Raw genomic sequence first — 22,621 nt, forward strand, 5'->3', positions numbered from 1 at the left:
TGCGGACAGCAGTTATTTTAATATGAAAGTTTGAAAAGGAGATGGATGGAATGTCAGGAATTATTCGCGTAACCCCTGCCGAACTGGAAGCGATGTCCAACCGTTACAATAACGAATCCAGCGAGGTTTCGGCTCAGATCGGCCGCCTGGACGGCATGATCGCTGAACTTCAGTCTGCATGGGAAGGGGCTTCCAGCCGTGCATTTGCAGAACAGTACGAGCGCCTGAAGCCGCACTTCATCGACATGCAGGACCTTCTCTCTGAAATCGCTGTACAGCTGAACCGCACTGGCCATGCCCTGCGTGATGCGGACGAGCAGATTGCAAGCCAGATCCGTAGCTGATTGCTGGATGGAATAGTTGAGCGCCTTTCAAATTATCCGGAAGGCGCTTTTCCTTCATTTAATGGGAGGTATTCGGATGTATATTGAAGTCACTGTGGATCTGTCCCGATATGAGGGTGGCGTATTTGACCTCAGGCTGTCGGACTACCACACATTCAAGAAGTTGGCGGACATCGCCCGGGAAGCAAAAGATGTCGCCAGACATCAGCGGGAAGGCCATTGGGTACGGGTCACCAATAGAAATAGGACCTATCCGGGACATTTGACGATGGCGCATTGCGGCATTACGTCCGGTGACCGGCTGGAGATTCTCTGACAGCAACGTTTTTTGGGATGAACAAGGCAAAGGAGCATCACTGATATGGCCAATCGAACACAGACATATATGGAAGCGCTGCTGGATGCCGCGATCCGTCACGGGGATTATCAGAGTTCGTTCGTTTTCCAGACGGAACGGATCGGCCTGAAAAATGAAGCGGAAATCGCATTCCTCGGATCCGCTGATCCGGTCATCCGGAAAACGATAGAAATTGATGGGGATGAGCTGGTCATTACAGCAGAATTCCCCGAACGGTTCCGGCGTTTTATCGCCATCCATGAAGAAGACGAGAAGACACGGTGGATCTTCGCGGGCCGCCTTGCGGAAAGAGCAGGGGCGGATGAGGACAGCCGTCTTCAGCCTGTGATCTGCCCGGAAAATATTGTGTTCGGCAGCGGCCTGGAGCCTCACTTCCTGCACTGGGGAGTGGAGGATAGCCTTCCGCCGGCCGGACAGGACCCGGATCGTGTATGGCTGGAGGTCAAAGCTGCCGCAGCTGCGGCCGTCGACAACAGCCGGCCGTATGAGGACTTTCTGAAACATTATGAAACGCTTGACCTGAAACCGCGCACGAAGGCGATCATGCAGGCTGAAAACCAGGATGAACTCTTGAAGCATATCGACGGGGTGATCCGGTCCATTGACCAGAAAGAAAGCATGAATGTCAGGCTGCCGCAGAAAAAGTGGAAGCTGGCCAAGATCTTCAGCATTACGGCGGGCATTCTGCTGATTCCGTCCATCGCCCTTGCCGGCTATACTTTCGCTTACGAGAAACCGAAAACCGAAGCGATCACGGAAGCCCATGAATCCTACATGACGATGAAATACAGCGATACGGTGACACTGCTGTCAAAGTACGACGTAGACGGACTCTTTACGAGCTTGCCGACTCCTATGTCATCAATGAACGGCTGACAGAAGAGCAGAAGGAGAATATCCGCTCGAACATCACGCTGAAGACTGATGAAGACTACCTGAAGTACTGGATCTACATCGGCAGGGATGAGGGAGAAGAAGCCGTCGATCTGGCCCGGGCAATGGAAGACCCGGTCCTCCTTGCCTATGCCCTTGCCGTACGCCAGGAAGAAATCCGTTCGGATGACAGCCTGTCAGGTGAGGAAAAGCAGGAAATGATCGGGGAAATGGACAGCGAACTCGAGGAGATCCGCAAGGCGATGGATGAATTGAACAAAGCAGAGGAAGAGGCGGAGAAAGAAAAAGAGCCGGTCAAGGGTGCGGATGCGAAAGATGAAGAGCCATCTGGCGGCACTGAAAAAGCTGACGCGGAAAAAGCCCCTGAAGAGCAGGAAGCCCAAGAAGATGCACCTGCCTCGGAGGAGACACCTGAAGATACGGAAACGCCGGCTCCATGATCCTGCCGGACGCGCAGAAAGAATAGAAGGTGAAATGATTGCAGCAACTATGGGTCCATTATGCGGAACACGTCCAGCGGCTCGATTTCAATGAATACTCAGTGAAGCGGATGACAGTCGGCCCTTCTGTCGGGGACAGCATCACGGTGCTGGATTTTCCGTTCGTCAAGGGCGCCTTTCAGCTGGAAGGCGGGGAAGAGGGCTTCACGATACGGGATGGGCAAGGGAAAATCGGTTACCTGAAAATCGGCCAGCCGGTCTCCGTCACGCAGCGGGGCCGTTCCCTGACATTGTCGGTCCTTCCCGCACCCAGGCGGAGCCATACATATTACGTCGGGTATACGGACCACATCACATTCGGCGCAGGGAATATGGAAGCGACGGTGAATTTGAGGGATACCGTTATCACGGGTGACGAAGAAAAGCGTTTTGTCTCCCTGAAGGGGGCGGCAAATGGTATGCAGACGTGGAATTCGGCTGTCCGTTCTACCTGAACGGAAAGAAACGGTCAGGTTCTGTGCCCCTGCAGACAGGGGATGTCATTTTGTGGCTCGGCATGCAGGTCCGGCTGACGGATAAGGACGTGATCGAGCTGTCCTGTACAGGTGCATTCACGACAAAACTGCCGGCATTCCAGCCTCCCGAGTCCGAAGTGATGAAATCCTATCCGGTCTACCGGCGCACGCCGCGGATCGTCTACGAAGCGCCGGAGGACAAGGTGTCGCTGTCTTTCCCGGTACAGGAACAGACGGATGAGGGACGGGGGCTTTGGCTCGTGATCTTGCCGCCGCTCGTCATGCTAATCGTCATGTCGCTCGTCGTGATCTTTATCCCCAGAGGCCTTTTTATCATCATCTCGATCTCGATGTTCATCGTGACGCTGATCACATCGACCGCCCAATACTTCAGGGAACGCAAGCGCCGGAAGCGTCAGGAAGAAAAGCGCCGCAGGGTCTACACGGCTTACCTGGAAAACATGCGTGAGGAATTGTATGAGCTGCGCGGTAAGCAACAACGCATGCTGGACTATCACTACCCGGCTTTCCCGGCACTAAAGCAAATGACGGATGGCCTATCCGGCCGCATCTGGGAAAAAACAAGAGAAAATGATGACTTTCTGCATTTCAGGCTTGGCACTGGCCGGGTCAAGGCAAGTTACAATCTTAATCTCTCTTCGGGAGATCTTGCCAACCGGGAAGTCGACGATCTGATTGAGCAGTCAAAAAAGATGGAGGAAGTGTTCAGCGAACTGGACAACGCCCCTGTCACGGCTGACCTTTCAAAAGGGATAATCGGCCTGTTCGGGAAGGAAGACGTCATCAGGAAGGAAATTGCGCAGATTGTCGGCCAGCTTTCCTTTTTCCACAGTTACCACGATGTCCGGTTTGTCTATATTTTCAATGACAGTAAGTATGACCAGGTTGAATGGATGAAGTGGCTTCCGCATTTCCGGTTGCCGCACATGCATGCCAGGGGCTTCATCCATGATGAACGGTCTCGTGATCAGTTGCTCGGTTCGCTTTATGAGATCCTCAGGGAACGGGATAATCACGAAGACCGGGGCAAGGTGGTATTTATGCCACACCTTGTGTTCATTGTGTCCGACTACAGGCTGATCGGGGAACATGTCATCCTCGAATACCTGGAGGGAAAGCATCACCAGGCGCTCGGCATCTCCGTAATCTTCACGGCAGACGCCAAAGAACGGATTACAGAAAACGTCCATATGCTCGTCCGGTATGTGAATGACAGGGAAGGGGACATCCTCATCCGGGACCGTGTGGCGTCGGATACCCGGTTCAGGCTGGACCGCTATGTGCCTGAAGGGGATGAAAGGTTCGCGAGGACACTCAGAACACTTGATCACCAGGTCGGGATGACGAACTCGCTTCCCGAGTCAGTCGGTTTCCTTGACCTGTACGGAGTCACCGACGTGGAAGACCTGCCGATCATTGAAAAATGGGAAACGAACCAATCGGCAAAATCTCTTGCAGTTCCGGTCGGTTATAAAGGCCGCGAAGACCTGCTGGAGCTGAACCTCCACGAGAAGGCCCACGGTCCTCACGGGTTGCTGGCCGGAACGACCGGTTCAGGAAAATCGGAATTCCTTCAGACCTACATCCTGTCGCTCGCTGTGAACTTCCACCCCCATGAGGTGGCGTTCCTGCTGATCGACTACAAGGGCGGCGGCATGGCACAGCCGTTCAAGAATATTCCACACCTGCTCGGAACAATCACGAACATAGAGGGGAGCCGGAACTTCAGTCTGCGGGCACTTGCTTCCATCAAGAGTGAGCTCAAGCGCAGGCAGCGGCTGTTCGACCGGTATACGGTCACCCATATTGATGAATATACATCTCTTCATAAAAGCGGAGTGGCGGAAGAACCGCTTCCGCATCTGTTCCTCATCTCGGATGAATTCGCAGAGCTGAAAAACGAGGAGCCGGACTTTATCCGGGAGCTCGTCAGTGCAGCCAGGATCGGTCGGAGCCTTGGTGTCCATTTGATCCTGGCCACCCAGAAGCCTGGCGGCATCATCGACGACCAGATCTGGAGTAACGCACGCTTCCGTGTCGCACTAAAGGTCCAGGATGCTGCGGACAGCAAGGAAATCCTGAAAAACGGCGATGCGGCGGCCATCACGGTCACAGGCCGCGGATACCTCCAGGTCGGCAACAACGAAGTATATGAACTGTTCCAGTCCGGATGGAGCGGTGCGCCTTATCTGACCGAGACTTATGAAGGCGAGGATGAAGTGGCGATTGTCACCGACCTCGGTCTCGAACCGCTTACAGGGCTTTCCGTCTCGGAAGGAAGGAAAAGCAGCCTGACACAGATCGAGGCGGTAACCGCCAAAATCGGGGAGGCGGCGAGGTCGATCGGGGCAGATCGTCTGTCGAGCCCTTGGCTGCCTCCGCTTGACGGCCGGATTACACAGTCTGCAGCCGTTCGGTTACAAGGCAGAGGATTTGCAATCGGTATAGCTGACGAGCCGGAAAAGCAAAGCCAGTACCCCGTGGGATACGATCCGGATGCGGACGGTAATACAGGCGTGTTCGGGTCGCCGGGCTACGGTAAATCCTATACGCTCCAGTCGCTCATCCTTGGCATCGCCGGCATAAAAACGCCGGAGGAAGCAAACTTCTACATGCTGGACTACGGAAACGGGTCGCTGTTGCCACTCCGCCAGCTTCCGCACACGGCGGACTACCTGACGCTGGACGATGAACTAAAGCGAGATAAGCTGATCCGGCTGATCAAGAACGAGATTGTCCGCCGGAAAGCCGCTTTCCAGAAGGCGGAAGTAAGCACGATCGCCATGTACAACCGCATCGCGGAAGAAAAATTCCCGCTGGTCTACCTGGCCATCGACAACTACGACATCATCCGGGACGAAATGGAAGAGCTGGAGATGCAGATGAACCAGTTCGGCCGTGACGGACAGTCGCTAGGTATCCATATCCTGCTTGCAGCCACAAGGCCGATGTCCGTCCGCCAGACCCTCATGAACAACCTGAAGGTAAAAGTGGTCCACTATCTGATGGACTCGTCGGAGATGTACGGAATCGTCGGACGGCCGCCGTATACACCGGAACCGATTCCGGGACGCGCAATCCTCAAGAAGGAAGAAGCCCTGTTCATGCAGATGTTCCTTCCTGCGGACGGCGAAGATGACTTCACCGTTCTGGAAAGCGTGAAGGAAAAGGTCCGCGCACTGAAAGAGCGCTACGCGGGCTCCGGAGTGCCGCAGCCGATTCCGATGCTGCCGGCGGAACTTACGCTGGAACAGTTCGAAATGGCAGCGGAAGGAGCGGGCGGACCTGGCATCGTGCCTGCAGGCCTGGACGAGGAAGCGGTCCGTCCGGTCGCAATCGACTTCAACCGCAACCGACATCTTCTCATCATCGGACTTGCCCAGCGCGGCAAGACGAACATGATGAAGGTTCTGATCCGGGCGGTCCGCTCTCAGGATACCGGCCCCGTCGCTGTATTCGACTCGTTCGACAGGGGACTCTCGGCATTTGCACAGGATTCCCGAATCACCTATGCCGACACGAAAGAAAGCCTGGAAGCGTGGATTGCGGACGCGGAGCAGCACTTCGCAGCAGCGGAGGCAGCCTATGTCGCCTCAATCCGGGAACCTGGAGCGCAGGTGGAGACAGTCCCGTCCTATCTGTTCATCGACGGTTACTCGAGATTCCTCCAGACGGCGGACGCACGTATCCAGGACCGCCTGGCGAAGCTGATGAAAAACTATTCGCACCTCGGCTTCAACGTTATCGTCTCAAGCTCCAATGCAGAGATATCGAAAGGCTATGATGCATTCACCAATGAACTGAAGCTTGTCCGGCAGGCCCTGGTCTTCATGAAGAAATCCGAACAGACCATCCTCAACGTTCCGTATGAGCGGAAAGAAGAAGAGCTGCCGGCAGGATTCGCACACTATATTCTGAACGGAAAAAGCACGAAGATCATGACGCCGTTCTGTCTGATGGAGAAGGAGAAAGTACGATCATGAAAAGAAATTACAAAAAACCCGCTGCAATCATTGCCGGGCTCATCGTCATCCTGGCGCTTCCGGTCGCGTTTTTCGGATTCATGTCCGGAAACGTGCTGTCATTCGCAGATTCGCCGGGACGCACGATCGCTGTTGTCAACGAGGACCTCGGCAGCGAACGGGGAGAAGAAGAGGTCGAGATGGGCAGGGAAATCGTGTCCATCCTTTCAGAGGATTCTTCCTACGAATGGGAAGTGACGGGGAGGGGGTCGGCCGAGAACGGTCTGAAGGCCAACCGCTATGACGCAGTCGTTTATATCCCATCCGACTTCTCGGACAAGGTCATGTCCTATGATGAAGCCAACCCTGAGAAGGCGGAATTCTCCTATCATGTGCAGAGCCAGAAAAGTGGCAATGTGAAGGAGACGATCATCGAGGAGATCGACCGTGCGACCAACCGCGTTAACAGCCGGATCGCCACGCTCTACTGGAGTTACGTCGCCTCCGAGATGGACCACATCAAGAAGGAATTCAACGCGATCCTCGATAAGGAAAGCGAATTCCTCGACGCGATGGTGGGCTACTATGAGCCAGGGGCGAATGCGCTGGCCGATCAGATGCAGCGCCAGCGCGAACAGGTTGAGCAGTTGCGCCAGACCGTCGGTGACGTGCACCAGGGCCATGACGAGCGCATCAGCAGCGTCGAGACTTTCAGCAACGAACTCTCGAACTTCATGGGCCATGTCGAAGACTATAAAACATTCCAGCTGGCCCAGCGCAACATTCTGGAAGAGCTGCAGGGAGTCAGCATCGCAAAGGTGCAGGAAGCGGCGGCCAAGCAGACTGAGCAGTTCCAGCAGACCCTCAATGAGCTTGAGGAAAACAACGCACAGCTTGCCGCGGAGCTGGTGAAGGTCAATGAACAAATTGAAGCCAATAAGGAAAAGTTTGACGCACTTGCGCAGATCCGCCAGGAAAAAGCCGCAAAGCAGGCTGATGAAATCCTGGCGGCACAAGGTACTGCAATCGAGCGCTACAATGACTCGATCATCGGAAATGTCCAGAAGAAAATCCGGGAAGGCGCAGGATCCGCCATCCCGGAAGCCGGCGGTCCCGAAGGGCTTCCGGCAAAGGAAGAGCTGGCATCAGCCAAGAATAAGCTTGAGCAACAGGCCGGGGAGCCGGCTGAAGACCCGGCACCTTCCTTCGAGGAAGAAAAGGCGGGCATCAATGAGCTTGCTGCTTCCATCGCGGGCCTGAAAGAGCAGCTTGCGGCCGAGCAGCCGGAATCACCACTCCTTGCAGAACTGGACGGGGCAGCCGGAAAGCTCGCGGGCATCACCGAGTCCATCAATGAGAAAACCGCCGCCCTCCAGGGGGACAGCGGGTCGGAAGCAGAAGCAGCCAAAACTGCTTCCAATCTGTACAACAATCTGTATGCGGCCTATGAAACGCTCCATGGTGCATATGCTTCTGCCCGCCATACACTGGACGACTACCCGGCCGACACGGTCGCGGTCGTCCGCGAGATTGAGAAAAAAGAAGCGGGCCTGCTTAAACACGAAGGGCTGACTGCGGAAAGAAAAGCGTCACTCGAGGAGCTGTTCGCAAAGGCGCCGGCTTCGAAAAATCTCGATGCGCTACTGACCTATCACGCAGCTCTTGAACAGCTCGGTTTTGCACTGGACCAGGGGGTTCAGCGCGAAGGGGCACTGAAAGACGAAGTGCTGAAAGATGAAATCATCCAGACGCTCACGCAGGACATCGCCGCACTCGGGGAAGAAGAAATGGTTGCCTGGGAAACTGTCGGCGAAGGCCTTCCTGAGACATCGGCCAGAGTGGAAGAATGGAACTCGTCATTTGCTGCCATCATGGCGGGCTACGAGAAGTCCGTGGGCATCCAGCATGCCGAACTCCTCCAGGATTTATACGGCCTGGAAGATCAGGCATCCGCCATTCTGTCTCAGATCCAGAATCCGGGCAACGCCATTCCGGGCGGAGAGCCGGAGCCGGATGGTTCCGCAGGCCAGGTCGCTTCGACGCAGGCCACAATTGGTTCACAGCTGATCATGCTAAGCAGCACGATGAACGCAGTGGCGGACCGGCAGGACAGCATCGTCAGCTATGCCGCCGATCTCCAGGGCAAGGCCAACGGATTCGAAGAATCGACCGATGTGTTCAGCGACCGCTGGGAGCGGAATATTGAAGCCATCCAGGCGTTTAATGAGGATGTAAGAGGCTTCCTCGACAACACCTATGTCGACGGCCAGGAAAACGGCTACGTCTTCGATCACTTCATCAACCCGCTCAGCGTGAGGGGAGAAGCAGTCGCCGGAGAGAACATGGAAAAGGTTCCGCCGGTCATCCTGTATGTCATCATGCTCATCTCGAGCCTGGCAATCGGTTACTTCGGCCACAAGATCAAGGATGGTACGCCGCTTCTCCGGACGGCCATGCCGGCACTTCTTGGCCTGATCAGCGGCCTGATCATCAGCCTGTACAGCATCAACATGTATGTTCTCAATGACCACCGGGCCATCGAGTGGACCATCTTCACCATCCTGGTCGTCATCGCAGGTTCGGCGCTTGTGACGGCTGCGCTCGATGCCGGAGAGACGATCGGCTGGATCGCGGCAATCGTCCTTATGGCGATCTACATCGCACCGCTGCTGATTCTCGGTGTTCCCGAAGCAAACCTTCCGGACATCCTGTCGCCGGTCTACCTGTCGATCAAGTACGACCCGGTGACACTCTTTGACACCGGAGCGGCCATTGCCGGAATCGCTGCTGTGCTGTTCCTCGTGGCCGTGTATGCGGTGAAGCGCTGGAAAAGCAATGAAACCGCCGGGGAGGAAGAGGCGTATGAAGCTTAAGCGCAATTTTGCGCTTGTCCTGCTAGCAGGAGCTGTCATTGCCGCACAGCCCGTGTCGGCAGACGAACCGGAGGTAAACCCTGCCGAGACGTTGGATCCTTTTGAATACAAAGAACTCGAATTCAAGAAAAAGACGGAGTATCTTCATGACCGCGGTCAGGTCGAGATGAAAAACACCATCTCAGAATCGCAGATCAACCTCGACTTCTCGGAAGAAGTCCGTATCCCGTCACCGATCGAAGTGTCAGAACTGTTCCTTGAGCCGGGCAGGTCCGAAACCGGCACGCCCGCCGCCAAAGCGGCGGAGCTCGGCCTGTTCACTGAAAAGGCCCCGGTATCCGAAGAAGCCGCGGCCCAAGAGCCGCAGCAGATTACGGAAGAGCAGACAGAAGGGACACCGCTCCGCAACTGGATCTTGATCGGTGTCATCATACTCGCAGTTGCGGGACTGTTCGCCTTCGTCGTTCCGGCCCTTCTGAAGGGCGGGAGCAACGGTGTACAGCCGGCAAGAAGAAAAGAAACGGAGGGGAAGATTGCATGATTGGCTACTACCTGATGCTGATTGAGCTGAAAAGGCAGCAGATCCGGCGGCTGAATACATGCCAGGGGGAACTGCAGGGAAAGCAGGGCGAATTCCAGCAGAATGAGCCGAAGTGCATGGAGCCGGAGCTGACACCGAAGACGTGGCACGGAAATCTTGCCACGGCCTTTGATGAAATCCGGGAAACGGGCATCATGACTCCTTACCAGGATGTGTCCGGCCCCCAGTTTGATGCGGCCTATTCGGCCATCTCCGCAAAAATTACGGAGCTTGAAGCGGAAATCGCCTCACTTGAAGCCATCGTCGCTCAACTGCGGGCTGCAGAGGCCGCGGCGAGAGCGGCCAATTCCTGATAAGGAGGATCACCGATGACAGAAATCAAAATGGTTTATGACGACATCCATCCCGTGATCGATGATCTGTCGGGCAAAGCGAATGCACTCGATCCGTCCGCCCCGGAGCCGATTTCGGGGAACACCTTGGACGTGGCCGACAAGCTGAACGACCTGATGACGCACCTTGAACAGATGCTGATCCGGTACAGAACCGTCCTTCAGACGAATATCGAAACCACAAAGAACTCCGTGGAGTTCATGGAAGAGACCGATAACCAGGTGGCCACAGCCATCGACGGAAGCGGCGGGTCCTCCGGCGGCACTGCGCCGCACGCGAACGGTCCTGTGCCGATCCGCTAACCGGGGGAGGAGAATCCGATGAAGATATTGGACGTGACGCCATTTCAGGAAGGCCTGGCCCGGAATCAGGAAACACTGACGCGCATACAGGAAGAGATGGATGCCATCCGGACTGCTGCCCAGCAGCTTTCCGACCTGGGGGACTCCCTGACCGGAGACGGGGGAGAAGCAATCAAGGCGTTTTACCGGGATTGCCATCTGCCGCTGCTTGAGACATTCGCGGATTTCAAGAGCACGTTTGAGACAACGATGAACAGCATCAAATCTGCACAGGAAACGCTGGAGCCGGCACCTGACGGCTACATCATGGAGAGTTTTCTCGAAGGGGAAGTCGAGTCAGGTCTGACAACCATTTCAACAACCACTTCGAACCTGACCACGGATGCGAATGGCATCATGGACTCCGTCGCCGACATCGTAGCACTTCCGCACCTGGATGACAGCGAGGTACAAGAAGGAGTCCGTGACGCCAGGAAGAAAAAAGACGACACGGTCACCGACCTGAACGAGTTCGATTCCACACAGACAAATTCACTGACCTCGATAGAGAATGACATTCTCCGGATGGAACTGTGGGTGCTGGACCTGGAAGGCGCCATGCAGGACGGCCTGTCTCCGGTGGACTTCCCGGCTGAAGATTGGGCGGCATTTGCCGAGGTCCATCCATTAAACACGGGCCAGAACAGCGTGCCGATGGAGACGGAAACGGTCGAGGACAAGGATGAGTCCGGAGAGTCCGGGGATGTTGCCGGCACAACGCTCAACATGGCCAGTCTTTCCAAGGCAGTTCAGTCAGCTGCTGGTGTAGTAAGTGATTTGGGGACAGCTGACAGCTTCGGTTCTGCCTGGGCTCTGTTCAGGGCGGGCAGGAATGGGGGCATCACGACATCGCAACATCGTCTTTCAAGAGGGGGGACGGGATATCGTATCAATGCGACGCCTCAGGCTATGCAACGACTCAATATTCCATATAGCTCGAGGGATGTGCGTGACGGTACGGTCATGTTGAAGTATGCGACGACCAAGCCGGGACAAAGCGGTTGGTCCTCCGCAGGGGAGCGTGCCAAGCAAGCGCATCCGTCCCTTGATAAGTTTGCCGGAACACAGACAACACCCGGCCAGAAAGCAAAGGTAGTCGGTACGGCAACCCTTAAAGGAACGACGGGCGCTTTCAAAGACCTGGTTGACGTCAAGGGGATCAGGGACGAATTCAAGCGAATTCCACAGGGCGGAAGGGTCAATGCTGCCAGTGGAATCATCCGCGGGGCAGGAAAGGCTCTCGGACCTGTCGGCGCTGCTTTTAGCTACAACTCGAACTTGCAGAATGCTACAGCGAGCGGTCTCAGCGGAGGAGAAGCTCACGCAAGGGCCGCAAGAGATACGGCAATTGACACGGCTGTGGGCGGGGCAGTCCAGGCAGGCTTTACTGCCGCCGGTACTGCACTGATCCCAATTCCCGGTGTCGGAACGGCTATAGGCATGTTAGCCGGTATTGGTGCGAACATGGCCCTAAATGCCAAAATCGGCAAGAGTGATAAATCCGTTATGGATCATATCAAAGGATGGTTCGGCTGATGAACGAATCTTCATTCCTAGTAGAAGATCCTGCAGAGAAGTTTATTGTATTCAGAAGACCGTTAGAATCAGGGCGCCAAAATCCTGCCAACTTAGCTGGGAATATGATCTTGGCTTCGTTTTTGTCGGCCTTTATGGTCGGCATGGAATATTTTTTCGCAGCTTCAGGTACCGCTCATCCATGGCAGGATGAAATGTTGACTGTTCACACATGGTTCACAGGGGTTTTGATTGGCTTGTCATTAATTCTGGCGGTTCCAACACTCTACAAAAAGGCGGAAAAGCTTCAGTACCTTGTCTCGATACTTGTTTCACAGAATCTTTTCGGCTTGTCGTTTTATATTTGGGCACTTCTGTTGATAGCGGAGGAAGGAAACGGAATGTCTGCAGAGTCTATTCTGGAAGTGACACGGTGGACATTGACCGTGGGTGCAATCGTACTCGTACTGACCTTTATCCGTCTGATTGTAAGGATTTATAAAGGGAAGTACCGGGAAGGTTCCGCCCAGGATGAGATTAGAGGCAGGTTTGAATATAAATCCCATTTGCCGGCAGCTATTGTCGGAGGCCTTGGTCTGTTCTTTATCCTTCGCTATCTGATCACTCATACAAACTCTGTGGGTGCCGACATTCTTCTGATCATCTTCGTGGGCATGTTCCTGTTTTATGTAATGCTATTCATTTTGCCGGAACAGCTGGTAATTCTATACTGCAAATTCCGGTTCAAGAGTTTTAACTACTACACCAAATAATCATTCAATAAAACATCCGGAAAAGGAAGTGGGAACATGGCGATTGAACGGCGACCGCTCGTCTTTGATCACGTGCTGACGTATCGGACGGAACAGCGGAAGAAGGATTGGCAGGAACCTCTTGGTCTGCTGGAGTCATTCGTGCTCGACAAAGGAGTCTACAAGAATGGGCCGGCTTTCTTCACATTCGTGCCGGAGCCGGAAGACGAATCAACCGGCACGTTCACCTATTATCAGCCGGTCAACGGTCCGCTGGACACCGGAGGAGATAATGGCTTCGGATACGAGGAGCGTTTTCATTCCGGTGATGCGCTGGTCATGCGGCAGGCGGAGCAGGAAGCCGACTTTGACGCGGCTTATGTCAAGGTTCAGGACGTTGCCGCACAGGAAGGGCTTGTCCTTGGCGAAACGTACTATTGTGTCCTGCTCGATGTCTATGGTGATATCATGATCGATCTTGTCGTGCCGCTGGAAGGCGGTCGTCCGGAATGATCGTTGCTGAAAATCGGTCCATCAAACACCGCAACGTCGTCTCCAAGCTGTACAGTTTTGTGCCGTCAGAAATCGGGATCGCCCTTGAAGATTTCCGGGGTATTCTGGAACAGCACGGCGTAACTCCGGATGGCAGGCTGTTCTTTTCCATGCTGAGTGAACCGACGGCCGATGTGATGACGGCGGAACTGTTCATGGGGATTGAAGAAGGCGACATCACGCTGCCGCCTGAGGAGGAAGTGATGTTCCGGAGTTATTTCGAAATCCGCAATCTCCATACGATCCGTCTCATGGAAGATATCGACGCGCAGTCCCAGATCGCCTATTGGGAGCTAGCGAAATATGTGAATGAGGGCGGACTCCATCAGACCACTCCGGTGTTCGTTGAGTATAAGCAATCCCCGCAGGGCGGAACTTACGTGGAAATGAGTGTCGGTGCTGTACGGTGAAAGGATGGTCAGGTTGCACATGGAACCTCTAAAGATCCAACTGCAGAAATACGACGAGGCCGGAATCACTGACCCGGGAGCGGAGGAGCTTTATTCCGGTCTTGAAAAGTGGGTTGCCGAGAATCCTGACGGCGGCATCGAACAGGATTTCAGCATTCAGGTGCTCGGGGTGACGGCAAACTCATCGATGCTGTTCGACGCAATAAACCGGCTCGGCGTCCCTGTGAAAAATGTCTCGTTTGTCTACTCACTGGGGCTGCGGAGTGGGGAACAGATCTGGAATCGGGTCCGCATTCTTCTTTCCGAAGACCAGACGGGTGTCATCATGCCGGACCGGGCCATGCCGTTTCTGGTTGATCTTTCACCGGAACAGGAGGTGCTGTTCGACCGGATGACAGATAGCAATCAGGTCGGAGAGTTGGAATTCTTTACATACGACCGGCTGGAAAACAGTTAAACTGGAGAAATAGAAGAGAGCCGCACGCCAGATGTCTCTGGGGGTCGGCTCTCTTTATGTCTTATTGAGCGTCCTTCTCGGATTGGACCGCAATGAGCAGGATGGCCTCGGTGTCTCCGATATTTTTCACAAAGTGGGGTACGCTGGCGTTCCAGCTGAATGAATCGCCTTCTTCCGCGATGACGGAGTCTTCCCCCTGTTCGGCCAGGACGGTGCCTTTCAGGACGACATGGGCCTCTTCGCCTTCATGGGCGATTGCTTCTCCGGTCGAGGTGCCGGGCGGCAGTTCTACGTGCATCATCCGGAGGCCGCTTTGGGAAGTGAGGTGCTCGATCTTGATGTCATTGAACGACGTGTACACCCGCTCGGCTTTCCTCACAACTTTCATGTGCTCCTTTTTTTCAAGGAGCAGGTAGGGCAGCGGGACATCCAGAAATGCCGCGATGGCCTGCAGTGTATTGAGGGAGGGAGAAGTATGGTCGTTTTCGATGTTGCTGATGAACCCTTTGGACAGGCCTGTCTGCTCACTCATTTGCGCAATCGTCAGTCCTTTCCGTTTGCGGATTGCACGTATTTTAGAACCAATCTCCATATCCAGCCCTCCCTGAAATTTTGATTTCGCATATAATCGTAACATGGATAAATTGACGTTATCCATCATACGGTGTTACTTTATAGAAAACAAATATTCATGTAAGAATACTTTTGCTTTGAGTATACAACCCATTAGGATGGCCAATCTAAGAAAAATTTATCGATATAAGGAATGATTTTATATGGTCCAAGCAAAGCTGGAAACCAAAGTTCTGGATGTTCTGAAAGAAAAGATTCAAATGATAGAAACCGGAGAAGGTGCCATCTACCTGGTGGGCCCCATCAGACTGCCTGTGAACCTTTACGGGGAGACTATCGTGTTCCAGTGGTATTGCTGGCTGAACCAATGCCAGGTGACAGATGATTATCAGGAAATCATCGATCGGCTGTCCTCTGCTAATCTGGCGGAATACCAGCAGTCGAGCGTCCTGGTCTATGGTGATTTTGAAAACGCGGATGATGCTCTGATCCGCCTGCATTCCATCTGTCATACCGGGGATATCTTCGGCAGCAAACGGTGCGACTGCGGCTATCAGCTTAAGCAGTCCATGAAGAATATCGTGGATCATGGAACTGGGGCCCTGTTTTATCTCGCGAATCATGAAGGCCGCGGAATCGGCCTGTTCTCCAAGGCAATGGCTTACGTTCTGCAGGAGCATGGCTACGATACCGTGGAAGCAAATGAAAGCCTCGGCTTCGTTGATGACTCCAGGAACTATGACGATGCGATCCGCGTCCTGAAAACGCTTCGGGAAAAGCCGGTGACCCTGATGACCAATAACCCCAAAAAACTGGATGCCCTGCAGAAGGCAGGCCTTCCGATCTCCGGACGTCAGTCATTATGGGGAGATCGCTCAGAGTTCAATGAAAAGTATCTGCAGACCAAGGTCCAGCGATCTGGCCATTTGGAGGGAGGCACGACAGATCCAGATGACCAGCCATGAATTCTATATGACTCTTGCACTTGAAAATGCCCGGGCAATGAAAGGGCAGACCGATCCGAACCCGCTTGTCGGTTCAGTCATCGTCAATGACAACCGGATCGTGGGGATCGGGACACACCTGAAGGCGGGCGAACCGCATGCGGAAATCCATGCCCTTCGGATGGCAGGAGACAAGGCAAAGGGCGGGACCATCTACGTTACGCTTGAACCTTGTTCGCATCACGGCCGGACAGGGCCTTGCGCAGTCGCCATAGTAGAAGCGGGGATACGCAAAGCCGTCGTCGCCACTCTTGATCCGAACCCGGTTGTCGCAGGAAACGGGGTCAGGATCCTGGAGGAAGCAGGCATTGAAGTGATAGTCGGAGTCATGGAAGAGGAATCCCGCAGGATGAATGAAGTGTTCAACAAATTCATCGTGACACAAAAGCCGTTCATCACCATGAAAGCGGGAAGCACACTGGATGGTAAAATTGCCACCCATACAGCAGACAGCAAATGGATCACTTCTGACGAGGCACGCAAGGATGTCCATCAGCTTCGGAATGAACACCAGGCAATCCTGGTTGGCGTCAATACGGTGATCGAGGATGATCCCGAACTGACGACAAGGATTCCGAACGGCCGAAACCCGATCCGCGTCATCCTGGATTCCACGCTCCGGGTCCCGCTCGGATCCAAAGTGGTCACGGACGGGCAGGCTGAAACCTGGATCTTCACCGCACAACATTATGACCAGGAGTCCAGGAAGGTTTTGGAGGAAAGAGGGATTTCGGTTTATCCGACTTCAGGAGATGAACGGGTTGACCTGGAGGACGTCCTTCGCATTCTTGGTGAACAGTTTGTCTCCTCTGTCCTGGTCGAAGGGGGAGGCTCGATTCATGCGGCTTTCCTGGAGAACAGGCTCGTTGATAAAGTGGAGATCTATCTGGCGCCGAAATTGATCGGCGGCGCACAGGCGCCCACGTTCCTCGAAGGCACAGGCATCGGGCTGATGCGTGATGCCGTGGAGCTCGACGACCTGGAGATTACAAAGATCGGAAAAGATTTTAAGTTTACAGGGTATCCGGTTTATATTACTGAACAAAATGAGGGAATCTGATTTGAAATTCGGTTTTGATATCGACGACACACTGATCAACCTGAGGGAGCATGCCTTTCATCTCTACAACCGGAAATTAAACCGGAATGTGGACATCTCCCTTTTTCATGAATTGGACAAGGTGGAGATCCACGAACTGTTCGGCATGACCGCCGAAGAAGGCGGGGAGATGTGGAAGGGTTCGCTGGAAGAGATCTATTACACTTCCTGTCCCCAGTATCCGGATGCCGCCGAAACGCTTCAGAGGCTGGAAAAAGAGGGACATGAGATCTACTATATAACGGCCAGGCCAAAGGAACACGGCGAGCGCACAATGGAATGGATGATCCAGAACGGCTTTCCGGTCCAAAAAGACAAGTTCTTTTACGGCATGAACGATGAAGAAAAAATCCACATCATCAAAGATCTGCAACTGGACTATTATTTCGACGATAAGCCGGCGGTGCTTGAAACACTGAGGGACCTTCCGCTGAACGTGTTTGCGAAAAACCAGTCCTACAACCGTCACTTGAATACACCCCGGATCACGGAGTGGTCCGAACTATTCGATCTGCTAATTGAAAAAGCAGAATAAGCACATGCAAAAGGCACCTCCGCAATCGTGCGGGAGGTGCCTTCTTTCAGTTATCCGATTATTTCCCATTCCCGTTCAGCCGCAATATTCCGCAGGCCCTCCTCAGGACGGACAGCAACCGGGTTTCCTACGAGTTCGAGAACCGTCATGTCGGACAGAGTATCGCCGAATGCGGAGCTTTCTTCCCAGGCAACCGGAGTGTCTCCGAGTGCGGCGAGGATGCGCTCATTTTTCCGTTCGCTTCGGATATGGTAGATGTTTGTCCGCCCGTCATATGTATTTCCGGAATACGGGATATCGGTTCCGATCACGTCATCGAATGGCAGATCTTTCACAGCTTCGCGAAGAAGCGGAGTGAAGGCGCCTGAGACGAGCATGACCCGGTCACCGGATTCCGCGTGTTCCCGAACGCGCCGTACGACTTCCGGGTTGAAGCCGTTTCGCATCGCTGCCGCCATCTCTCCAAAGAATCGGCTCAGCTCCGCTTCCGCGAAACCGGAGAAGGGGGAAAGGTATGCCTGCATCGACTTTTCCCTCATCACCGGAGAGGGGACGAGCTTCATCTTGTAGCCTGTATACACCGGAAGAATCCGTCTGAAAAACTTGCTGTAGAGCTTTCCGTATTCGGAATGATTCTTTAGATGCTTCATCATAAAATCGAATGTTTCGTTCTGGTAAAGTGTCCCGTCAAAGTCGAAGATCGCAACGCGCATGAGGCGGACCGTCCTTTCCATTTCCGGCGGGCGTAACCCGCTTATCCGGCGAACTGATATTCTTTAAGCAGATTTTCCAGCTTGAGTGCGAAGCCGACATTGCCTCGGACCTTCAGCTTGCCGATCGCAAATGCCGCCATGCTGTTCAGGTCTCCTGTCAGCAGTTTCCGGAAGTGCTTGCCGCTCATCTCCAGTGTACAGGATGCTTCACCCGCAACTCCGGGGAATATTTCCGCCCGGCCATTCTCGAACAGCAGCTGCCAGCGGCTGATTTCACCTTTCTCATCGATGATAAATTCGTATCGGATATGTTCATCCTGATAAGGCTCCGGCTTTGCTTCCAGTTCCTGTCCGATTTTTGCCCAGATCTCGTCAAGCGAGAGGGCATTTAGAGGATTGCCCATGTTCATGCCCCCAACATTATAATGACTACTCATTCATCTTATGGAATCCGGAACATTTTGGCAAACTTCAGAATCCGCTTAACGTATTGCCGACGATGGTTCCGATGTAGTTGCCGATGATGTATCCCATCGTGCCGACAAGCATGACGGGAACAATCAGATCCTTCCATCCTTTCGCGATCGCCATGGCAGCCGCCGTGGTCGGCCCTCCGATATTGGCGTTGCTTGCAAGAATCATCTCTTCCAGGTTGAACTTGAACATCTTCCCGACACCGAACGTAACAAGCATGTTGGTCAATACCATCAGGAAGACGAAGACTAGCAGTAGCGGTGCATTCTGGATAAGGAGCGGCAGGGAGGCCGGGACGCCGATGACAACAAAGAATATGTAAATCAGATACGTGCCAATTTCCTGGGCTCCGTTCAGGCTGTCAAAAAACTTCGGCATGAGGGTGACTGCGGTAACGGTGATCGTCGTCAACATCAGGTACTTGTCGCCGAGCAGGCCGCCGAGCAGCTGCCAGCCTGCCCCTTCATCAGGAATGATCGAGCCGAAGATTTCGGCAATCTTAAACGACACCGCGACAATGGCGAATGCGCTTCCGGCCGAAAGCGCGATGTCTTTGAGGGAAATCTCCTTGCGCTGCCAGTATGAAGCGGCAAGCGTGCCGTCTTCTTCATCTGTTGATTGTTCGACGCGGTCGATATGTGGACTAGGGAACCGACGCCGGAAAAAGCCGACAGCAGGGATGGCGATCAGGACAAAAAAGTAAAGCGCCATCATCAGATTGTCAGCAACAATTGTGGAAGAGAGCATTCCTTCGCTGACATCGAACTTGGCGGAAAGTGCGGCCAGGTTTACGCTTCCTCCGATGTAGGAGCCGGTCATGACCGCCGTGATCAGGGCCAGCTCAGGGATAAACTCGCTTAAAGCGAAAAAGGCGATATAGGCACCGATTACGGTTCCGACAGAGCTGACGAGGAACAGAATCAGCAGCCGGCCGCTCTCATTCCAGACACGCTTCAGGTTTGCCTGATACAGGAGAAGTGGAATGGCGAGCGGGATGACATAGGTCCAGACGGCATCATAGGCAGGGGCATCGGTGGGGATAATATTGAGGTTGGCGAGGATCAGTGCCCCGGCAAGCGCAATGATCGCCCCTGTTACCTTCGATGCCCATTTGTACTTCTGTTCGAGATAGATGCTCACGGCAGCCCATCCGGCAAGAAATGCCCAGAGCAGCCAAGTGTCCTCCGGTTTGATCAAGGTTGTATCCATGCGGCACCTCCTATTGTTCCCCTTATTATAAAGGAACATGGGAGTAGGGGGGAGGGGGCAGCGAAACGAGTAGGGGGGCGTTGGTCCTGGAAATAAGAAAAGACCGAAGGTACAAGATTCACACTCCGATCCAGATTTCTTTACACTCCTCAATCTATATCTTCATCCTGCGCGAAAGAAAGAAGCTTCAGTGACATTGCCGCCGTGACCTCGGCTTTGGATTGACCCTTTTCGCCCTCTTCCGGCACACAGTTCTTGAGCGTCACGAGATCTCCTTCTTTAAGAGGCAGAACAGCCATCCGGAAAGCTTCCTGCTGGTCCTCCCGGATCAGACATTCTGAACCCGTAACTTTTTCTCCGTTTACAAAAATGGCCCACCGGCTTGTTTCTCCTGCTGATAGCGCAAGAATCATTTCATAAAGGCCGCTCCGGCTGACTTTAACCGAAGTTTTCCGGCCTTTGACCGAAATCCCGGATGACAGGACAGACTCTCCATTGAACCTGACCATAGTTCCCTGGCCGACTTGCAGCCCGGGGGTGGTGGAAAGGAAAGCGAATTCTGCAATTCCGCCAGCATCCCCCTGGGGGCCTACCTCTCCGCGTTCACCAGCAGGTCCCCGATCTCCCTTCGGTCCCTGTATGCCGGGAGCACCAGCCGGTCCTTCTGGTCCAGTTTCTCCGGTTTCTCCTATTGGTCCCGGAGCCCCCTCGGGTCCGGCAGGCCCCTGATCTCCCTTTGGCCCTTGTAGGCCAGCAGTACCGGCCGGTCCTTGGGGTCCGGTTTCACCAGGTTCTCCTTTGGGACCCCTAGCACCTTCGGGCCCCATTTCTCCGGGTTCACCTTTTGGCCCCTGGATTCCCTGCGGACCTTCAGGGCCGGTTTCACCTCTTGCGCCTTGGGCGCCGGCAGGTCCCATCGGTCCCTCCGGCCCCGGCAACCCTTCCGGTCCGGGCGGTCCGGGTTCACCTCTTAGACCGGTGAAGCCTCTTGGCCCGCGCTCGCCGCGAAGGGTAAGCGATTCCTGTTCGAACGGTTGAGCCGGGCGGTCAGAGGGACGAAGTCCATGAAGTTCCGCTGCTGCAACCTGTCTCCTGCGATGACGCCGGCCGCATTTTCGGCAGGTATGCCGCTGTCCGCCACTTCCGCCGCCGGATAATGGTTTATCCATTTCCGCACCTCCCTCCTGACAGATTATGCGGTGGGCAATGGGCCGGCACGGCAACAGCCCGATGTGAGATTGATTTGACCCGGTGTTCCCGATAAACTGAAAAGATAAAAGGGGGTCCATCATGAAAATCATCAAAGCAACCGTTCACGCGGTCCGATTCCCGCTCCGGGAACCATTCATCGTCTCTTATGCGACTTATCCGGACATGCCGGCGGTCATCCTCAGACTGGAAACAGACACCGGGCTTGTCGGCTATGGTGAAGCGGTGACGGACGAACATGTGACGGGAGAATACTTCCTGTCGGCGTATGAAATTCTGAAACAACTGCTCGTCCCGGCGGTCATCGGAGAAAACCCGTTTGATATTGAGCGCATCCACGGCAAGATGAACGTAGCGGTCTCGGAAAATCCAGCTGCAAAGGCCGCCATCGATATTGCCTGCTATGATCTGATGGGGAAAGCGGCAGGACAGCCGGTGTACAATCTGATCGGAGGACGTGCCCATGAACGGATTGAATACCCGCGCGTCCTCAGCATCGAGGCCCCTGAAATCATGGCTGAAAAAGCGGTCCGTGCAGTGGAGGACGGGTATTCCTCGCTTAAGCTGAAAGTCGGCAAAGGGGATCCGATAGATGATGTCGCTCGCATCAAGGCAGTGCGGAAAGCTGTAGGCCCGGACGTCCCGATCCGTGTCGATGTCAATCAGGGCTGGAAAACTCCAGGGACTGCAGCAGCGGCTATCCGGGAGCTCGAAGGGGAGAACCTGAAATGGATCGAACAGCCGATCCGCATGGGGGACATCCGGGGGCTGGCGGATGTCCGGAGAAAAGTGACTGTACCTGTTATGGCAGATGAAAGCCTTCATGGCATGGAAGAATTCCTTGAGATCGTTCGTCTTGAGGCGGCTGATGTGTTAAACATCAAGCTTATGAAATGCGGAGGCATCTATCCGGCGATCCATATCGGCAAAGCGGCAGAGGCGGCAGGAATGCCATGTCAGGTCGGATCGATGGTGGAGTCGTCTGTCGGATCGGCGGCAGGGTATCACGTCGTTATGAGCCGGTCGAACATCCAGTCCGCCGAATTGACCGGGCCGCTCCTGTTCAGCGAAGAAATCGGCGATCTGAAATACGAGCTGCCGCAGGTCCTCCTGTCCGGACAGCCGGGCCTCGGTATAACGGTGGACGAAGAACAGCTCGAAAAACTGACGGTAAAAAAAGAAACGGTGCAATAAGCCAAACCACACAAAAAGGTTGTGCCCCCCCTGTTTCGGGAAGCACAACCTTTTACGTTTGCTTAGGAAATGAGAAATCGTCACTCTGGAATAACGGCTATTCACGTGGCGTCCCCGTCCAGCTCCAGCACCCAGCAAACTTCACCATTCTCCACTACGATAAGTTCAACATCGGCCCGTTCCTCGCCGTATTTCCTTTATCTCATTGCGGAGGGTTCCAGTTTGTACGTTGCTGAACGGGCG

General features: G+C 54.3%; 21 protein-coding genes and 2 pseudogenes. 17 read left to right on the top strand and 6 right to left on the bottom strand.

Annotation, left to right across the window (positions count from 1 at the left end; translation table 11 throughout):
* Positions 1-50: 50 nt before the first annotated feature.
* From AC6CHQ_RS00330 to AC6CHQ_RS00390, 13 genes and pseudogenes are all read left to right on the top strand, one after another.
* The gene (locus AC6CHQ_RS00330) at positions 51-344 is read left to right on the top strand and encodes a WXG100 family type VII secretion target (RefSeq protein ID WP_092049442.1); all 294 of its coding nucleotides are present in this window, start codon (positions 51-53) and stop codon (positions 342-344) included.
* A 76-nt stretch (positions 345-420) separates the two neighbouring features.
* A complete protein-coding gene (yukD, locus tag AC6CHQ_RS00335; protein ID WP_498080512.1) occupies positions 421-660 on the top strand; it encodes an ESX secretion system protein YukD in 240 nt (79 codons plus the stop codon).
* 69 nt (positions 661-729) lie between these two features.
* Positions 730-2,036: pseudogene (gene essB / locus AC6CHQ_RS00340) on the top strand (type VII secretion protein EssB).
* A 38-nt stretch (positions 2,037-2,074) separates the two neighbouring features.
* Positions 2,075-6,555, top strand: a pseudogene (gene essC, locus AC6CHQ_RS00345) (type VII secretion protein EssC).
* Positions 6,552-9,407 (top strand): type VII secretion protein EsaA, encoded by a 2,856-nt coding sequence (gene esaA, locus AC6CHQ_RS00350; protein WP_498080513.1) that lies wholly within the window; start codon positions 6,552-6,554, stop codon positions 9,405-9,407. Before essC ends, esaA begins: the two are co-directional and overlap by 4 nt.
* Positions 9,397-9,948 (top strand): type VII secretion EssA family protein, encoded by a 552-nt coding sequence (locus AC6CHQ_RS00355; RefSeq protein ID WP_498080514.1) that lies wholly within the window; start codon positions 9,397-9,399, stop codon positions 9,946-9,948. The genes esaA and AC6CHQ_RS00355 overlap by 11 nt, the downstream gene beginning before the upstream one ends.
* Complete coding sequence (locus AC6CHQ_RS00360) at positions 9,945-10,301, top strand: YwqH-like family protein (protein ID WP_498080515.1); 357 nt, start codon at positions 9,945-9,947, stop codon at positions 10,299-10,301. Before AC6CHQ_RS00355 ends, AC6CHQ_RS00360 begins: the two co-directional genes overlap by 4 nt.
* A 15-nt stretch (positions 10,302-10,316) precedes the next feature.
* Positions 10,317-10,643 (top strand): YwqI/YxiC family protein, encoded by a 327-nt coding sequence (locus AC6CHQ_RS00365; protein WP_251238904.1) that lies wholly within the window; start codon positions 10,317-10,319, stop codon positions 10,641-10,643.
* Positions 10,644-10,661: 18 nt separating this feature from the next.
* Positions 10,662-12,218 (top strand): ribonuclease YeeF family protein, encoded by a 1,557-nt coding sequence (locus AC6CHQ_RS00370; protein ID WP_251238905.1) that lies wholly within the window; start codon positions 10,662-10,664, stop codon positions 12,216-12,218.
* Positions 12,218-12,970 (top strand): hypothetical protein, encoded by a 753-nt coding sequence (locus AC6CHQ_RS00375; RefSeq protein ID WP_498080516.1) that lies wholly within the window; start codon positions 12,218-12,220, stop codon positions 12,968-12,970. The genes AC6CHQ_RS00370 and AC6CHQ_RS00375 overlap by 1 nt, the downstream gene beginning before the upstream one ends.
* 36 nt (positions 12,971-13,006) lie before the next feature.
* Positions 13,007-13,462 carry a hypothetical protein gene (locus tag AC6CHQ_RS00380; RefSeq protein WP_498080517.1) on the top strand — a complete coding sequence of 152 codons (456 nt, stop codon included), beginning with the start codon at positions 13,007-13,009 and terminating at the stop codon, positions 13,460-13,462.
* On the top strand, positions 13,459-13,911 hold the full coding sequence (locus AC6CHQ_RS00385; protein WP_498080518.1) for a DUF5085 family protein: 453 nt from the start codon (positions 13,459-13,461) through the stop codon (positions 13,909-13,911). The genes AC6CHQ_RS00380 and AC6CHQ_RS00385 overlap by 4 nt, the downstream gene beginning before the upstream one ends.
* Before the next feature lie 19 nt (positions 13,912-13,930).
* Positions 13,931-14,368 carry a hypothetical protein gene (locus AC6CHQ_RS00390; protein WP_498080519.1) on the top strand — a complete coding sequence of 146 codons (438 nt, stop codon included), beginning with the start codon at positions 13,931-13,933 and terminating at the stop codon, positions 14,366-14,368.
* Positions 14,369-14,429: 61 nt separating this feature from the next.
* On the opposite strand, the gene AC6CHQ_RS00395 is transcribed toward AC6CHQ_RS00390, so the two are convergent.
* Positions 14,430-14,960: a helix-turn-helix domain-containing protein gene (locus tag AC6CHQ_RS00395; protein ID WP_251238909.1), complete on the bottom strand. Its 531-nt coding sequence runs from the start codon at positions 14,958-14,960 to the stop codon at positions 14,430-14,432.
* Positions 14,961-15,144: 184 nt separating this feature from the next.
* Here AC6CHQ_RS00395 and AC6CHQ_RS00400 point away from each other — a divergent pair, with 184 nt between their 5' ends.
* From AC6CHQ_RS00400 to AC6CHQ_RS00410, 3 genes are read left to right on the top strand one after another with little or no spacing between them, the layout of a single operon-like run.
* Positions 15,145-15,906, top strand: a complete 762-nt coding sequence (locus AC6CHQ_RS00400) for a GTP cyclohydrolase II (RefSeq protein ID WP_498080520.1) — start codon at positions 15,145-15,147, stop codon at positions 15,904-15,906.
* Positions 15,893-17,005, top strand: a complete 1,113-nt coding sequence (ribD, locus tag AC6CHQ_RS00405; protein WP_498080521.1) for a bifunctional diaminohydroxyphosphoribosylaminopyrimidine deaminase/5-amino-6-(5-phosphoribosylamino)uracil reductase RibD — start codon at positions 15,893-15,895, stop codon at positions 17,003-17,005. Before AC6CHQ_RS00400 ends, ribD begins: the two co-directional genes overlap by 14 nt.
* A gap of 1 nt (position 17,006) precedes the next feature.
* Positions 17,007-17,579 (top strand): 5' nucleotidase, NT5C type, encoded by a 573-nt coding sequence (locus tag AC6CHQ_RS00410; RefSeq protein ID WP_498080522.1) that lies wholly within the window; start codon positions 17,007-17,009, stop codon positions 17,577-17,579.
* Between the two features lie 50 nt (positions 17,580-17,629).
* Here AC6CHQ_RS00410 and AC6CHQ_RS00415 read toward each other — a convergent pair whose 3' ends face one another.
* The 5 genes from AC6CHQ_RS00415 to AC6CHQ_RS00435 form a co-directional block, all read right to left on the bottom strand.
* Positions 17,630-18,292, bottom strand: a complete 663-nt coding sequence (locus AC6CHQ_RS00415; protein WP_498080523.1) for an HAD family hydrolase — start codon at positions 18,290-18,292, stop codon at positions 17,630-17,632.
* A 41-nt stretch (positions 18,293-18,333) separates the two neighbouring features.
* Complete coding sequence (locus tag AC6CHQ_RS00420) at positions 18,334-18,696, bottom strand: SCP2 sterol-binding domain-containing protein (protein ID WP_498080524.1); 363 nt, start codon at positions 18,694-18,696, stop codon at positions 18,334-18,336.
* Between the two features lie 67 nt (positions 18,697-18,763).
* On the bottom strand, positions 18,764-19,975 hold the full coding sequence (locus AC6CHQ_RS00425) for a DUF819 family protein (RefSeq protein ID WP_498080525.1): 1,212 nt from the start codon (positions 19,973-19,975) through the stop codon (positions 18,764-18,766).
* A 149-nt stretch (positions 19,976-20,124) separates the two neighbouring features.
* The gene (locus tag AC6CHQ_RS00430; protein WP_498080526.1) at positions 20,125-20,484 is read right to left on the bottom strand and encodes an early set domain-containing protein; all 360 of its coding nucleotides are present in this window, start codon (positions 20,482-20,484) and stop codon (positions 20,125-20,127) included.
* A gap of 461 nt (positions 20,485-20,945) precedes the next feature.
* Positions 20,946-21,152, bottom strand: coding sequence for a hypothetical protein (locus tag AC6CHQ_RS00435; protein WP_498080527.1), 207 nt, complete (start codon positions 21,150-21,152; stop codon positions 20,946-20,948).
* Between the two features lie 113 nt (positions 21,153-21,265).
* Between AC6CHQ_RS00435 and AC6CHQ_RS00440 the strand changes: the two genes are divergently transcribed.
* Positions 21,266-22,378, top strand: coding sequence for a mandelate racemase/muconate lactonizing enzyme family protein (locus AC6CHQ_RS00440; protein WP_498080528.1), 1,113 nt, complete (start codon positions 21,266-21,268; stop codon positions 22,376-22,378).
* The last annotated feature ends 243 nt before the right edge of the window (positions 22,379-22,621 follow it).

It is taken from the genome of Bhargavaea sp. GQ12 (genome assembly GCF_059758705.1).